Annotated in this window: 17 protein-coding genes and 1 pseudogene; 8 read left to right on the top strand and 10 right to left on the bottom strand. The window is 70.0% G+C overall.

Translation table 11 applies throughout. The annotated features are described in order from the left end of the window. The first annotated feature begins 34 nt into the window (after positions 1–34). Positions 35–241, top strand: coding sequence for a DUF7472 family protein (locus NO998_RS00460; RefSeq protein WP_267645021.1), 207 nt, complete (start codon positions 35–37; stop codon positions 239–241). On the opposite strand, the gene NO998_RS00465 is transcribed toward NO998_RS00460, so the two are convergent. Together NO998_RS00465 and NO998_RS00470 are read right to left on the bottom strand one after the other, a co-directional pair. Beyond that, the gene (locus tag NO998_RS00465; protein WP_267645022.1) at positions 220–1,371 is read right to left on the bottom strand and encodes a DNA primase; all 1,152 of its coding nucleotides are present in this window, start codon (positions 1,369–1,371) and stop codon (positions 220–222) included. The genes NO998_RS00460 and NO998_RS00465 overlap by 22 nt on opposite strands. A gap of 164 nt (positions 1,372–1,535) precedes the next feature. Next, positions 1,536–2,522 carry a replication factor C small subunit gene (locus NO998_RS00470; RefSeq protein WP_267645023.1) on the bottom strand — a complete coding sequence of 329 codons (987 nt, stop codon included), beginning with the start codon at positions 2,520–2,522 and terminating at the stop codon, positions 1,536–1,538. A 112-nt stretch (positions 2,523–2,634) separates the two neighbouring features. Here NO998_RS00470 and samp2 point away from each other — a divergent pair, with 112 nt between their 5' ends. From samp2 to NO998_RS00485, 3 genes are read left to right on the top strand one after another with little or no spacing between them, the layout of a single operon-like run. After that, entirely contained in the window at positions 2,635–2,835 is a 201-nt protein-coding gene (samp2, locus tag NO998_RS00475; protein ID WP_267645024.1) for a ubiquitin-like small modifier protein SAMP2, read from the top strand. A 40-nt stretch (positions 2,836–2,875) separates the two neighbouring features. Beyond that, entirely contained in the window at positions 2,876–4,015 is a 1,140-nt protein-coding gene (locus NO998_RS00480) for a GNAT family N-acetyltransferase (protein WP_267645025.1), read from the top strand. Between the two features lie 53 nt (positions 4,016–4,068). Then, entirely contained in the window at positions 4,069–4,257 is a 189-nt protein-coding gene (locus NO998_RS00485) for a hypothetical protein (RefSeq protein ID WP_267645026.1), read from the top strand. 1 nt (position 4,258) lies between these two features. Here NO998_RS00485 and NO998_RS00490 read toward each other — a convergent pair whose 3' ends face one another. Further along, positions 4,259–5,677 carry a phosphoglucomutase/phosphomannomutase family protein gene (locus tag NO998_RS00490; protein ID WP_267645027.1) on the bottom strand — a complete coding sequence of 473 codons (1,419 nt, stop codon included), beginning with the start codon at positions 5,675–5,677 and terminating at the stop codon, positions 4,259–4,261. 84 nt (positions 5,678–5,761) lie between these two features. Here NO998_RS00490 and NO998_RS00495 point away from each other — a divergent pair, with 84 nt between their 5' ends. Beyond that, positions 5,762–6,373: an NADPH-dependent FMN reductase gene (locus NO998_RS00495; RefSeq protein WP_267645028.1), complete on the top strand. Its 612-nt coding sequence runs from the start codon at positions 5,762–5,764 to the stop codon at positions 6,371–6,373. Positions 6,374–6,459: 86 nt separating this feature from the next. After that, positions 6,460–7,122 carry a hypothetical protein gene (locus tag NO998_RS00500; RefSeq protein ID WP_267645029.1) on the top strand — a complete coding sequence of 221 codons (663 nt, stop codon included), beginning with the start codon at positions 6,460–6,462 and terminating at the stop codon, positions 7,120–7,122. Here the strand turns inward: NO998_RS00500 and NO998_RS00505 are convergent. Both NO998_RS00505 and NO998_RS15830 read right to left on the bottom strand, forming a co-directional pair. Then, complete coding sequence (locus NO998_RS00505; RefSeq protein WP_379822547.1) at positions 7,119–7,379, bottom strand: GIY-YIG nuclease family protein; 261 nt, start codon at positions 7,377–7,379, stop codon at positions 7,119–7,121. The two genes, NO998_RS00500 and NO998_RS00505, sit on opposite strands and share 4 nt — an antisense overlap. A gap of 128 nt (positions 7,380–7,507) precedes the next feature. After that, positions 7,508–7,663: a DUF7563 family protein gene (locus NO998_RS15830; RefSeq protein WP_425601454.1), complete on the bottom strand. Its 156-nt coding sequence runs from the start codon at positions 7,661–7,663 to the stop codon at positions 7,508–7,510. A gap of 299 nt (positions 7,664–7,962) precedes the next feature. Here NO998_RS15830 and NO998_RS00510 point away from each other — a divergent pair, with 299 nt between their 5' ends. After that, positions 7,963–8,130 carry a DUF1931 family protein gene (locus NO998_RS00510; RefSeq protein ID WP_053946871.1) on the top strand — a complete coding sequence of 56 codons (168 nt, stop codon included), beginning with the start codon at positions 7,963–7,965 and terminating at the stop codon, positions 8,128–8,130. Positions 8,131–8,188: 58 nt separating this feature from the next. Here NO998_RS00510 and rpiA read toward each other — a convergent pair whose 3' ends face one another. The 5 genes and pseudogenes from rpiA to NO998_RS00530 all read right to left on the bottom strand — a co-directional run bounded on the left by rpiA (position 8,189) and on the right by NO998_RS00530 (position 12,962). Beyond that, on the bottom strand, positions 8,189–8,875 hold the full coding sequence (gene rpiA / locus NO998_RS00515; RefSeq protein WP_267647173.1) for a ribose-5-phosphate isomerase RpiA: 687 nt from the start codon (positions 8,873–8,875) through the stop codon (positions 8,189–8,191). 396 nt (positions 8,876–9,271) lie between these two features. Further along, positions 9,272–9,595 (bottom strand): annotated as a pseudogene (locus NO998_RS15835) (VOC family protein); the annotation flags it as partial. Further along, positions 9,595–10,722, bottom strand: coding sequence for an ORC1-type DNA replication protein (locus NO998_RS00520; protein WP_267645031.1), 1,128 nt, complete (start codon positions 10,720–10,722; stop codon positions 9,595–9,597). The gene NO998_RS00520 and the pseudogene NO998_RS15835, both read right to left, overlap by 1 nt. A 273-nt stretch (positions 10,723–10,995) precedes the next feature. Beyond that, positions 10,996–11,991: a radical SAM protein gene (locus NO998_RS00525; RefSeq protein ID WP_267645032.1), complete on the bottom strand. Its 996-nt coding sequence runs from the start codon at positions 11,989–11,991 to the stop codon at positions 10,996–10,998. A 92-nt stretch (positions 11,992–12,083) separates the two neighbouring features. After that, the gene (locus tag NO998_RS00530) at positions 12,084–12,962 is read right to left on the bottom strand and encodes a hypothetical protein (RefSeq protein ID WP_267645033.1); all 879 of its coding nucleotides are present in this window, start codon (positions 12,960–12,962) and stop codon (positions 12,084–12,086) included. 77 nt (positions 12,963–13,039) lie between these two features. Between NO998_RS00530 and NO998_RS00535 the strand changes: the two genes are divergently transcribed. Further along, the gene (locus NO998_RS00535) at positions 13,040–14,356 is read left to right on the top strand and encodes a hypothetical protein (RefSeq protein WP_267645034.1); all 1,317 of its coding nucleotides are present in this window, start codon (positions 13,040–13,042) and stop codon (positions 14,354–14,356) included. Positions 14,357–14,392 lie beyond the last annotated feature (36 nt).

Raw genomic sequence — 14,392 nt, forward strand, 5'->3', positions numbered from 1 at the left:
AAGTGTTTTAGGGTACTCCCCGGCCAGTCGCTGTATGGAAATCGAGGAGGGCATGGGGCGGAAGATCGTGCTCTCGATCGTCGCCGTCGTCCTGTTCATCGTCTCGTTCGTCTTCGTCGGCATGACGTACAACGTCGACGGCGCACTCACCTCGACCGGCGGGCTCGCGCTCCTGGGCACGCTGGTCGGCTTCATCCTCTTGATGGGCGCGCTGGGGGTCTACTTCGCGTCCCGGGACTGAGCGAGTTCCCGTTCGCGCCAGTCGACCCGTTCGTCCGGGTCAGTTCCCCGGACCCGCTCCCGATACAGCACCAGCGGGTGGTCCGACCGCTCGCGGTGTCCGTTCTGGTTCGTACAGATCCCGTACGCTTCCAAGGTCTCACACGACGGCGTCGGGTACTGTGCACCCCGTTTCTCGCCGAGTCGCTCGACCGCGTAGCGAACCTGCCGCGGGTCGAGAGTGAGGTCCGCACAGAACGCGACGGCCTCCTCGGCGTCGAGGCCGATCGCTGCGAGGAAGGAGAGCAGCGCGAACGCCTCGGTGTCGTCCAGTTCCTCGGTCCCCGCCCGCTGGCGGAGTTCGTCGATACACTCGGGGAACAGGTCGGGCAGCACCACGTCGATGTCGCGGACGACGACGCGCTCGCCGAGGAGGTCCCGGAGCGAGGAGAGCGGCTCCGCGAGCGCGTCCTCCAGCCCCTCGCGCCGGTCGTCGCCGAGGTCGAAGGGGAGGCCCTCGGAGACGCGGCGGCCGACCGCCTCGACGAGCAGGCCCTCGCCGTCGGCGCCGTAGAGTTCGCCCCGGCGGGTCCGGACCTCCCCGCCGGCGAGTTCCCGGTTGACGAGGCGCCAGTCCTCGCCCCAGTCGTCGGTGAGGAGGAGGAACTGTTCGACCGCCACGCGGTACCAGTCGCGGTCGGTCGCGCCCGCGCTTCGGTTCTGGCTCTCGCCGGCGAGGCGTTCCTCCCGGACCGAACCGTCCAGGTCGAACTCACGCAGGATGCGGGGCAGGGACACCGAGGCGTCAGTCGTGCTCCGGAGGCCGTCGTCGCCCCCGCTCACGTCGTCGGCGAAGCGGGTCGCGGCCGTCGCGGCCTCGGCGGCGGCGTACTTCTCCACGGCCTTCCCCTCGGCGAGCAGCGAGACGAGCACGCGGGCGACGGGGTAGGAGAGCAGTTCGGCCTCGTCGCTCCAGCGGTTCGGGTCCTCGGGGGCGGTGGTCCCCTCCGTCAGCGCGCGCTCGACGCGCTCGCGGCCGCGCTCGACGGCTGGATCGCCCGACGCGGCCAGTTCGGGCACGGACGCGCCCAGCTCCCCGACGGCTTCGCGGGCATCGTCGAAGAAGGGATAGCGGGCGTGAAGCGGCTGCATGCCTCCGGCTTCCGGAGCGCGGCGAATAAGCACTTCGGACCCGACCTTTTTCTTCCTCGGGTGCGCCGGAGGCGCACCGCTCCTCGAAAAAGCTCGAGCAAAAAGGCCGCTCGCTCGCGTTGATCGCTCGCGGTGGGTGTTCGGTGTCCGCTGCCGCGACGCAACTACTCGTCGTCGTTCAGCGCCAGCGCCGCCAGCAGTGCTTCGAGCTGCACCTGCTCGTTCGCGCCCTCGGCGATGCGGTAGTCGGCCTCGCCGAGGCGTTCGAGCAGTCGCACGACCGCGCGGTCGTCGAGGTCGAACTCCCACGCCGAGCGGTGGAGTTGGTCGATGATGTCGCCGCCGGCCATCCCCACGTCGGTCAGGAGCGTATCGAGGGTGGCGCGGGCCTTCGGGAAGTCGCCGGCGACGGCGGCGGCGACCATCTCCTCGACCTCCTCGGGTCGGGCGGTGGCGGTGACGGTGTAGACGGCCTCCTCGTCGACGACGCCGCCGGTCGTCGCGGCGGCTTGGAGGTTGTTGATCGCGCGCCGCATGTCGCCGTTGGCGGCGTAGACCAGGGCGTCGAGGCCCTCCTCGGTGACCTCGATCCCCTCGGCGTCGGCGATCTCCCGGACCTGCCCGGCGATGGCGTCGTCCGAGAGCGGCGAGTAGCGGAACACCGCACACCGGGACTGAATCGGGTCGATGATCTTCGAGGAGTAGTTACACGAGAGGATGAAGCGAGTGTTGTCCGAGAACTGCTCCATCGTCCGGCGGAGCGCCGACTGGGCGTCGGAGGTCAGGGAGTCGGCCTCGTCGAGGAAGATGATCCGGTAGTCGTGGCCGCCAAAGGCCGAGCGCGCGAAGTTCTTGATCCGGTCCCGGACCACGTCGATCCCACGCTCGTCGGAGGCGTTGAGTTCGAGGAAGTTCCCGCGCCAGTCGTCGCCGTATATCTCGCGGGCGATGGCTGTCGCCGTCGTCGTCTTGCCGACGCCCGCGGGGCCAGTAAAGAGCATGTGGGGCAGCTCGCCGCCCTCGACGTAGCTCTTTACACGCTCGATGGTCTCCTCTTGCCCGTGGATGTCGTCGAGGGTCTGGGGTCGGTACTTCTCGATCCAGATCTCCCGACCCGTGCTTTCGGTCTCCTCGGCGTCGGCCTCGCTCATACCCGATTACGCGCGCGGGCCGGGCATAAACGGACCGGGACACGGTCGCAGCCCCGCGGCGGCGCCGCCCGCGAAGGGAATCCTCAAACCCACGGCCCGTCCACGCCGACGTATGGAGATCACCGTCGAGATCGTCGGGGAGGGCGAGCAGGTCGTCACGGTCCCCGAGGACGCCGACTACGCCGCGGTGGTCCGCGAGACCGGCTACAGCCCCCACGAGGTGACCGTGCTCGTCGACGGCTCCCCGGTGCCCGAGGACGCCCCCGTCGCCGTCGATTCAGTCCGGATCCTGCGGCTGATCGCCGGCGGCTGACCGGCGTCGCCGTTTTGTACTCCCGGCTCTTCGTCGGAGTATGAACAGCGGGTTCGTGCTGCCGAACGTCGGGCCCGGCCCCGACCCGCTCACCTTCGGCGATCTGGAGGCGGAGTTCGCGGTGTTGCTGTTACACCGCGATTTCTACTGCAGCGAGTGCCGACAGCAGGTCCGACGCGTGAAGAAACGCTACGACGAGTTCGAGGCCCGGAACGCCGAGGTGCTCTCGGTGCTTCCCGAGGACCGCGAGACCGCCGCCGAGTGGCAGAAACAGTACCACCTGCCGTTCCCGGTCATCGCCGACGCCGAGACCGAACTGGGCGACCACTTCGAGCAGCCGACCCGGTTCGGCCTGCTGGGCCGGCTCCACGACGTGATCGGCCGGATGCCCGCCGCCATCGTCCTCGACCTCCGCTGGTCGGACCCCATCGAGACGTTCGCCCACCGTGGGGACTCCCGAACCGATCGCCCACGGGTCGACGAGATCCTCGACGCGCTCGCCCACGCGGCGACTCTCGACGCCGGCGAGGACGCCGGACCGAGCCCACAGATCGACCGCGTCGCGCCGCGCTCGGAGAGCAAGCGAGCCGTCGACGACGCGGACGCCCCCGAGGACACAGCGGATAGCGCTGCAGGCGACGCTGGTGGGGAAGGGACTGACGACACGACGCCCGACGACGCCGAACCGGCGGCGGCCGACGCCGGCCCCGACGCCGACCCCGACGAGGGTGCGGAGGTGCTCGAACGCACACACCCGCCCAAGCCACAGCGCCCGCTCGCGACCCCGGACCACGTCGAACTCCCCGAGGGCATCGAACTCCGGCGCGGCGGCAACGGCGACGTGGTCGACGCGATGCGAGTGCTACAGGGGGCGCTACTTGACGTCGACGGCTCCACGGTCCGGGACGCCGCCCCGGACGGCGAAGTGCTACTGGCCGAGGACGGCGACTGGGTCGTCGGCGCGCTGGTGATGCGCGAGGGCCACATCGAGGGTGTCGCCATCCGCCGGGAGTACCGCGGCCGGGGGATCGGCGCCGCGCTCGTCGAGGCCGCCGTCGAGGACGAGGGTGGCACCGTCACCGCCGACTTCCGCGCCGGCGTCAGGGGGTTCTGGGCCGATCTTGGGTTCGAGATCGACCGCGAAGGGAGCCGGTTCTGGGGCCGCCGAACCGTCGACTGACTGCCGCTCCGGACCTGAAAGGCTTCATGTGCCTGCCGTCTGTCAGGACCTGTATGCCCCGCGATAGCTTCGTCTCGTTCCGGACGCTCGCCCTCTTCGTCCTCGTGCCGCCGCTGGCTGTCGTTGCCCTCCTCCTGCTCCCGTTGACGCTGCTCGTGCTCGCGGTCCTCTACTCCCGCGGCGCCCACGAGGCGCGACTGGAGTCCGCGACCGAACGGTCCCGCGGACCCACCGAGAACTGACTCAGACCAGCGGCGCGACGAGCTCGCGGCCGGCGTCGAGCACCGCCTCCACCCGGGCCTGCGTCGACGCCTCGGCGTAGACCCGGAGCTTGGGCTCGGTGCCGGAGGGCCGGACGAGCAGCCACGAGCCGTCCGCACAGAGCAGTTTGAAGCCGTCGACGGTGACGGTACGCTCGACTTCCACGCCGGCCACGTCGTCGGGGATCACGTCTTCGAGTTCGTCGATGACGCGGGCTTTCTCGGAGTCGGGGCAGTCGACGCTGAGCTTGTCGGCAACGATGCCGCCGTGTTCGGCCTCGATGCGCTCGATGCGCTCGTCGTAGGGTTCGGCGGCTTCGACGGCGCAGGCGAGCAGCGCCATCAGGACGCCGTCCTTCTCCCGGACGTGCCCGCGGATCGAGAAGCCGCCGGACTCCTCGCCGCCCATCAGCGCGTCGTGCTCGCCCATCGCGTCGGCGACCCACTTGAAGCCGACCGCGGTCTCGATCACGCGCTCGCCGTGGGCCTCGGCGATGCGGTCGATCAGGAACGTCGTCGAGACGGTCCGGACGGCCGGCCCCGAGTCACCCTCCAGCAGCGCGTCGTAGGTCGCGGCGAAAAAGCGGTTCTCGCCGAGGTAGCCCGCCGGTGTCGCCACCGCGATCCGGTCGGCGTCGCCGTCGTTGGCGACCCCGATGTCGGCGTCGCCGGCGACGACGCGGTCGGTCATCGCGTGGAGGTTCGACTCGCTGGGCTCGGGGGCGCCGCCGCCGAACTCGGGGTCGTCCGCACAGCGCAGGCGAACGACGTCGGCGCCCGCGGCTTCGAGTGCGGCGTCGGTCACGCCCCGGCCAGAGCCGTGCATCGCGTCGTAGGCGACCGTCACGCCCGAGAGGTCGAGGGTCCCGTCGGCGTCGGTCGGCGCGAACCCCAGCGAGGCGACGAGGTCGGTCACGGCCTCTGTGTGGGGGGTGACGAGGTCGTCCCGGACGACGACGCCGTGTTCACCCTCCGGGAGCGACGTGGGCTCCGCGAGGTTCGCCTCGATCCGGTCGGTGACCTCCGGCATCGCCGGCGCGCCGTCGCCGGGGAAGTACTTGATGCCGTTGTACTCCGGGGGGTTGTGGGAGGCAGAGAGCACGACGGCGCCGGCACAGTCCCGGTCGACGACGGACCAGACGGCGACGGGGGTCGGGCAGTCCCGCTCGGGGAGGATGGCGTCGAAGCCGTTGGCCGTGAGCACGTCGGCGACGCTCTCGGCGAAGCCGGGGGAGGAGGCGCGGGCGTCGTAGCCGACGACCACGGGGGCGTCGGCACCGATCTCGCGCAGGTAGTCGGCGACGCCCTGGGCGACGATGCGGACGCGCTCGTCGGTGAACGTATCGAGGGTGGCCCGCCAGCCGTCGGTGCCGAAGTGGATGGCCTCGGTGGGATCGGTCATGGGCGTGGGTTCGCGGGTGGGGCCCAAAAATGGGGCTGTCGCGTTCCGACCCCCTTTTGCCTGCGAGTGGCGAACGCTCACGGCATGACCCGAGTCGTCGCCGTCAGCGGCAGCCTCCGCGACGGCAGCTACACGAAAGCCGCCCTCCGCTACGCCCTCGACGCCGCCGAGACCGCGGGCGTCGAGACGGAACTCCTCGACCTCGCGGCCGCCGACCTGCCGCTGTACAACCCCGACCGCGCGACCGAGGACGCCGGCGACGCCGAGGAGCTGCTCGAAACGGTCCGCGAGGCCGACGGGGTGCTACTGGGCTCACCGGTCTACCACAGCTCCTACTCCGCCGGCCTGCGGAACTTCCACGACTACTGCGGGTTCGACGAGTACGAGGAGACGGTCGTCGGCCTGCTTGTCTCCGCCGGCGGCGGCACCATCGCGGGCACGCTCGACGACATGCGCCGGACGGTTCGCGGGGTCCACGGCTGGGTGCTTCCCACGCAGGTGGGCATGCGGGACGCTCGGGACCGCTTCGCCGACCGGGACCGCGAACCGGACCCCGACGAGATCGGGTCCGACTCCCAGTACGCGTTCGTCGACGAGGACCTGCGGGCCCGAACGTGTAAGCTCGGCTACCGGCTGGGTACGTACGCCCAGCGCGCCCCGGAGTTCATCCGGATCGACGACGAACCGGACTGGTAGGCGGCGGACGCCCCGGCGACGTTCGCCCCGTCAGCCCCGAGCGATCGGGTCTCCCTTTTTAGGCGGATGCCGTCGTTGGGCCGGCCATGCTGCTGCAGACCGTCTCCCGGGGCTGGAAGCTCGGCCTCCTGCTGTTCGTCCTCGTGGGCGTCGGTCTGGTGAGCTACTGGGTGTACCGCGACGCCGACGCCCGCGGGATGGCGGACGCCCCCTACTGGGGCGCTGCCGTCGGTGTGGCGTCGGTCATCGGCGTCATCGTCGGCGGCGTCGTCGCCGTCGGCGTCTACCTCTCTGCCCGCCCCGACGAGTACGTCGGCGGCGAACGACCCTTCGACGCGTTCGGGGACGCGACCGGCGCCGGCGACCAGTCGGGGGCCGATCCCGCTCACGACGACCTGCCGCCGGTCCCGGAACTCTCGACTGAGCGCGTCGAGAACGCCAGCGAGACGACCCTTCGGGGCTACGCCCGGCGGTACGACCGTCTCGACGCGACGGGCGACCCCGAGACGATCCGAGCGGCGCTTTCGGCCCTCGTCGCGGCCGGTGCGACCGACGAACTCGGGGAGACGGTCGAGGAGGCAGACGCGAGCGAGCGACCCACTGGTGGTCCCGGTCCCGCCGGCGTCGACAGGTGGCACCACGCGGGCCGACCGCCGGTCAGGAGCGACAGCGCCGGCGCGGACACGGACGCGGACGCGGCCGCCGGCGATGGACCCGCACGGGAGTTCGAGTGGGTTGAAGAGGCTTAGTCCAACTCCGGCGTCGGCGACGACGCCACCAGTCGCTCCTTCTGTGTCCGTGACAGCTGTTTGATCGCGTACTCCCGGGACATGGCGGCGGACTTGCTCTCGAAGGACTCGACGTGGACCAGTTCGACCGGCGTGCGGCCGCGGGTGTACTTCGCACCTTCGCCGGCGTCGTGTTCGGCGACGCGCCGAGCCACGTCAGTCGTGTAGCCGGTGTACAGCGTGTCGTCGGCACACGACAGGACGTAGACGTAGTGCACGACCACCAGCGGGCGCGGCCACGCCTAAACGGTCACGGTCGGCTTCGGGAAGGGCTGAAGAACGTGGGTCGGGGCCGGTGTGGCTGTGGGCCACACCGGACACGAAGCGGTCGTGTGGCGATACCCCGTCAGTGGGTTTCGGTACGGGTCCGGTCCCGTGCGACTTCCGCGATACCGGCGTTCGCAGCGCACGAGGGGCAGGCGTCGAGCCGACCGTTCTCGTCCGCGAACACGCGGGCGAAGCGCTCCGAGACGTGTGACCCGCAGTGGTCACAACGTGACATCGGTTCGCCGGTTTCGACCGGCACCGGCAGGGAGGCATACGCCACCCACGGGTCAATAGGCTTGCGGACATTTACCGTGGTAAGGCTGAAACTAACCGTTCCGAGAGTGGTAATACGTTTCGTTCGGAACATACGGCGGAGAACGGAACGGCACTGTCGTCACCCGGTGCGCGCGGCTGGTGTCAGGGGGACCCCGGGTAGCTCCGGATTGGAAAACCCCTCGATTCGGGGCCGTGGAGTGGTCCCTTCGGTTGATTTGGGAAATCTTATTAAGTGGCGTCGAGTAGCAGGAGACGCATATGTCGAACCTTATCGTCAAGGCCGCCGTCAAGGAGTACCTCGATGAGAAGAACGTCGCTTCGGACTTCTACGACGCCCTGGACGAGGAAGTCGAGGAGCTGCTCGACGACGCCGCCCGACGAGCGGAGGAGAACGACCGGAAGACGGTCCAGCCGCGCGACCTTTAAATCCGGTTTCTACCGTTCCCGCTTTTTGCGTAGCTGACCCCGTAGCGCCCGCTCTACGCTAGTATCGCGTGATCTCGACCCCGTCGGCGTCGCCGACGTGGAGTTCGTCCGCCAGCCCGACGAACAGTCCGTGTTCGACGACGCCGGGCGTGACCGAGAGCGTCCGGGCCAGCGCGTTCGGGGCGTCGATCTCGCCGAACGCACAGTCGAGCACGAGGTTGCCGTTGTCGGTCACCACCGGCCCGTCCTTGCGCTCGGCGGCCCGGAGTTCCGGGTCGCCGCCGGCCGACCGAACGGCGTCGGCAACGGGGACCCGCGCGTCGGGGAGCACCTCGATCGGAACGGCGTGTGAGAGCGCATCGGCCTCCTTCGAGGGGTCGGCGACGACGACGAACCGCTCGGCGGCGCTGTCGACCAGCTTTTCGCGGGCGTGGGCTGCCCCGCCGCCCTTTATCAGTGCCCCGTCGGGGGCCACCTCGTCGGCGCCGTCGATGGCCACGTCGGGGTCGGCCTCGTCGAGGCTCGTCAGCGGGATACCCGCCTCGCGGGCCACCTGGCGGGACTGGAACGAGGTGGGGATCCCCCGAACGTCGAGGCCGGCGTCCACGCGCTCGCCCAGCGACCGGATCGCGTGGGCCGCCGTGCTGCCCGTGCCGAGGCCGACCACGTCGCCGTCCTCGGGGATCTCCGCCGCCGACTCACCGGCCCGCCGTTTCGCCTCGTCGCTACCGCCGCGCTGCTTCATGACCCGGGCTTCGATTCGGGGGGAAAAAGACCCGTCGGCGCGCCCGCGACACCCCGACCAGCCGTCGATCCCGGCGACGGCGACCCGACCGCCGTCGACGGAGACGGCTCCCTCGCCGCCCTCGGCGACGACGGTCAGCGGCGCGGCGGTCGCTGGCTGGTCGGTCGGGAACCACGAGCGGCCGGGGGCCGCGAGGACGAACGCACCGGCCTCGTCGCCGAGGTACGCGAACCCCGGCGAGGGCGAGCCTGCTACGTCGAACGCCGCCGATAGCGACGCCGCGGCCGCCGGCACGTCCTCGACGACGATGCCGACCTCCCCGATGTCGAGCAGCGAATCTGGGCCGAACGGGTCGGTGGGTCCCGTCCGGCCGTCCCGCGCGAGGAGTTCGAGGACGTTCCCCGCGGGATCGGCGGCGTAGAGGGCCGTCGCGTCGAGGAACTCGTAGCGAAAGCGCGTCCGGCCGTCGTCGGCCAGCAGGTCGGTGCGGGCGCTCAGCCATTCGGCAGCCGCGTCGACGGTCCCGCCCGGAACCGAGAAGGCGAGGTGGTAGGTCGGTTCGTCGCCGCTCGGTGCCCGCCGGAACGAAAGCGCCGAGGCGCCGACGGCGACGAGGAACCCGTCGGCGGTGTCACAGACGGGGAGCCCGAGGCTGTCGGCGTAGAACGGTCGGAGGGATGCGGGATCGGCCGTCTCGAGTGCCACGTGACGGGGCCGCATCACTCCAGCCGGTCGAGGACCGCGTCAGGCTCGTACGCGAGCGCGAGCGAGCGCGACCGCCCGCGCCCCTCGACGTCGGCGTACTCGGTCTCGATCACGCCCAACTGTTCGAGCTTCTTCACGATCTCCGAGTAGCGGGTGTAGCCCAAGTCGGTCTCCTCGTGGAAGGCCTCGTACACCTCGCCGGCCTGTTCGCCGCCGTGTTCGGCGAGCACGCGGACCAGCGCGCGCTCGGAATCCGACAGCTCCCGCAGGCTACGCGCGAGGTGGACGTACTTCGAGCGCTCGTAGGCCTCCTCGATGTCCGCCTCGGAGACGGTCCGGGAGCCACGCATCTCGGCGTTGAGGCCGGCCCGGCGCAGGAGGTCGATGCCGACCCGGAGGTCGCCGCTCTCGGCGGTGAGGTCGGCGACGCGGTCGAGTTCGGGCGCGCCCAGCACGCCCTCGTGGAAGCCGCGTTCGACCCGCTCGCGCAGGATGTCGACGATTTCGGGGGCGTCGTAGGTCGGGAAGTAGATGTCCTCGGGGCGGAACACGCTCTGGACCCGCGAGTCCAACTCCTCCATCACCGACAGCGAGAGGTCCGAGGAGACGACGACGACGCCGATGCGCGCGCCGGCGTGGGTCTCGTGGGCCCGCAGCAGCGAGTAGAGCGTGTCGGAGGCCTCGTTCTCGTAGAAGAGGTAGTTCACGTCGTCGAGCGCGACGATGAGTACCTCCTCGGACTCGACGAGTCGGTCGCTCACCTGCTCGAAGAGCTTCTTGAACGAGACGCCCGAGGAGGGGGGTTCGTAGTCGAAGACGCTCTGGAACAGCCGCGAGAACACCGCGTAGCGCGTCGAGTCCACCTGACAGTTGACGCGGACGGTGCGGACGTTCGGCGCTTCGACGCCGAGTTCGCCGAACAGCTTCTGGACCGCGGTGGTCTTTCCCGTTCCCGGTGGCCCGCGGATCACGGTGTTGAGCGGGCGCGAGCCACGGACTGCGGGCCGGAGCGCGTACTTCAGGCTCTCGAGTTGGCTCTCACGATGTTTGAACGTCTCGGGGACGTAGTCGACCTCGAAGACGGACTCGTCGCGGAACACCGACTCGTCCCACGAGAGCATGCCGCCGGAGTCCCCGGTCATACCCCTCACTGTCGGCGGTGACCACTTAACGGTTTACGAGCGATTGGTAGACTGTGTGGGGTTTGTACACCGACCTTTCTACTCGACCTTTTGCTGCGGGCCCCCAGAGGGGCCCTGGCAAAAGCTCGATCATCACCAGAAGCCTTCGGCTTCTGGTTAGCAGCCAGAAATCTCCGATTTCTGGCGACAAAAGCGCTCGTCGCTGCCGGTGGTCGCTCCTCGCGGTTCAGAATCGGGGTTGCAAGCTCCAGCACCGCTCCGCGAAACGGCCAGTCAGGCCAGCGGCGTCCGCTCGACGACGGTTCCGTCGTAGTTGGGGTACTGTTCCACGATTTCGCCGTCCTCGACGTCGCCGTCGTCGATCATCTCCTCCAGCAGCCACCACGCGACCTCGACGTGGTTCGACTTCACGGTGTAGAACTCCTCGGGCACGCCGAGTTCCTCGAAGCGCGCGGGGTCGGCGTAGCTCTTGCCGTAGACGAGCGTCCCGTCGTCGGTCACGTCGTCGAACTCCCGGCGGACGTTCCGAGCCATCCGCTTCAGGCGGCGACGGTGCTGGGCGGCGTCCTTGAACACCGAGGTACAGAAGTAGACCTTCTCGTGATCGCCCATCACGTCGAGGATGTCGCCGCGACCGCCCTCGACGGCGGACATGTGGCCCTCCTTGCGCTCGAAGCCCTCCTCCTGCATCCGGCGGTAGTTCCCGTCGGACATCTCGAACTCGTTGATGTTACAGAAGTCGGCGGCGCCCTCGTCGATGAACTCCATGAACTCCGGTTCGGGCCGGATACCCGGAATCTCGAAGGCGGGGGTGAGGCCCTCCTCGCGGGCGATGTAGAGGATCTCCTCCCACTCGGTGCCGTGCATGTCGCCCCAGAGCTCCAGCGGCGGGTGGAAGCGAATCTCGTCCAGGCCGGCCTCGGCCAGCCGGCGCATGTTCTCCCGGCCGCCCGGGATGCCGGTGTAGAGGTGGATGTGGTGGTCCTCGCCGAACTCGTCTTTGAGCAGGGAGATGTAGTGGCAGGTCCGTTCGAGCACTTCCTGGGGCTCGCCGCCGGTGATCGAGGAGCCGAGCGCGTCCATGCGCTTTGCCTCGGTGATCACGTCCTCGTCGCTCTCGACGGGCCGTTCGTTGGCGTACACCTGCTCGACGTTCTTGCGGTTCTCGCCGAGGGGACAGTAGAAACAGTCCCGCTGGTCGCAGTAGCCGTAGACGAACATCACCATCTTGCCGCCCTTGGCACACTGTTCACAGCCCTTCGAGATCATCAGTTACCCGAGCTACCCCGCCGAGCCCCAAAAACCGCACGATCGGGAGTGTGAGCGTGTCTCACGCCTTCGGCGCCCGCCGACGCGACCGTTCATCCCTTCCACGCGTACCAGAACATCGGCCCGGCGAACACGAGCGACATCGCCGCCGGGTAGACGAGCACCACGGCCTCGTCCGCCCCGGCGTCGCCGACGAGCAGCCACAGCGCGGGCCCCGTCGCCAACACGCCGAGGCCGACGAGGCCGACGACGACCCGCTCCGTGCGACCGATCGGGTCGGCGCCCGAATCGGCGTCGACGCCGGCGTCGAGGGCCTCGCGCACCTCGGCCGCCCGGTCGTGTGGCACCGAAAGCACGCGCGGGTTCCGGAAGCTGTCGGCGCCGCGCGCGTAGGAGAGCCAGAACGCCGTCACCCCGAAGAGGTCGACCGAGCGGACACGCGAAAGCGTCCGCAGGTCCACCGCTGTGGCCTGCTGTTTCTGCAGGCGCCCCTCGGCGTCGATGCTCGCGTCGGTGTGGAGCGTGATGGCGAGCAGTCCGGCGGCGAAGCTCACGACGCCGACGCTCACAGTCGCCACCCGCGAGTGGAGCGACGCGAGGAGCATCGCGCCGCCACAGAGCACCGATGCCGTGAGTAGCCCGACCCGGCTCGGCTGCCAGCCCTCGTAGCCGAACGATGCGCTGGTCTCGTCGCTCCTGATCGCTGCCAGCACCGGTGGGCGCGAGAACGCCACCGCCACCGCGAGGGCGAGCAAGAACACCGGCCCCCACGATCCCTCCAGCGCCAGCGCGACCACGGCGATCACGCCGCCGACGGCGAGTCCGGTCGCGACTGCCCCTACCGGGGCTAGAAGGCCGTAGGCGAGCAGGTGGAGCCACCGGTTCCCTTCGGGGCTGACTCGCCACGTGAGTGACACCGGCTGGTCGGTGTCGTCGACCGGTTCGGTACCCTCGACCGTCTCGATGGCCATCCCTTCCGGCTTCGGACGCCCTCGTGATGAACACGTCGCCGGGGCACTTTTCCCGGTCCGGGAGGCATCACCCCACCATGGTTCGACGGCCCTCCACCGAACCGGCGCGACCCGCTCTGAGCAGACGACGCTACCTCGCCCTCGCGGGCGTCGCCGGCGCCGCGGGGACGGTCGGCGTCGGTACCGCTACCGGCGCCGAGCAGGACTCCCCGTCGCCGCCGGGCGTGGCCGCACAGGCCGAGTACGAACAGCTCCGGATAACCGGCACGGCGCCGGCTCACGACACCGACCGGCTCCTGGTCGGCCGGCGGGGAAGCCGCCCCGAGCCGGACGACCCCGTCCGAATCGCCGCCGTCGACGCCGACGGAACGGTCCGCCGGCGCAGGTCGATCACGCCCGACCTCCCTCGCGAGGCACACGCGACCCCCGACGTGGTCAGAACCGCGGAGGGCTACGCCATCGCCGCCGGGGCGTGGCTCGCCCGACTCACGCCCGACCTCTCGGTTCTGTCCATCGGGAAGCGCGGCGAGATCCCGGCGACCGAACGCACCACGCTGCTCCCGGTCGACGGCGGCTTCGTCGTCGGCTTCACCGAGTGGTTGCCCAACGCCTTCTGGACGTGGCTGGTCGGCTTCGACGCGGACGGCGCCTACGCGTGGCACCACCAGCACAACGTCAACGGCTCGCAGGCGCTTGCGTTCCTGGTCCCCGACGGCGAGGGCGGCGCCGTCGCGGGCGGGACGTTCCCGTGGCTCGCGTCCGTCGGCGCCGACGGCTCCTTCGAGCGGGTGACCCTCCCCGACGGGCTCCCGGACGGCGTGTTGCAGACCGGCGCCCGCGACGGCGACGGGCTCGTGCTCTCCCGTGGGGACGCGATGGCTCGGCTCGATGCCGACTTCGAACTCGACTGGACCAGCCAGCACGACGCACTGAGTGACCGAGCGGTCAGGGAACTCGTCCCGGTCGACGACGGCTTCCTCGTCCGAACGACGGCGGGCGAGTCGGGCGATCTCACGCTCGGGAAGGTCGACTCGGGGGGCGAACTCCGGTGGCATCGCGCCTATCGGATCGACGCGGAGCGTCAGGTGGAGCCGCTGACGCTCACAGCCACCGGCGAGGGGGAGTACCTCGTCGCCGGCGGCTACCACCTCTCGCCCCGGGGCTGGATACTCCGGCTGTCCGATACGGTGGCGCCGGAATCCACGGCCACGCCGACGCCGACCACGCCCGCCACGACGGCCACAGCCGACACGACACCGACCCCGTCCCGGACCGCGACGTCGACGCCGACGGCCGAGGACCCGACGACGACAACGGGGGCCGGGTTCCGCGTCACCGCTGCCTGCGCGGGCGTCGCAGCGGCGCTCGCCAGACTGCTCGAGCGTTCGGAGTAGTGCCCCTCCCGAAAGCAGATATGCGCGCGTTCCCTA

It is taken from the genome of Halolamina litorea (genome assembly GCF_026616205.1).
Lineage (GTDB): Archaea > Halobacteriota > Halobacteria > Halobacteriales > Haloferacaceae > Halolamina > Halolamina litorea.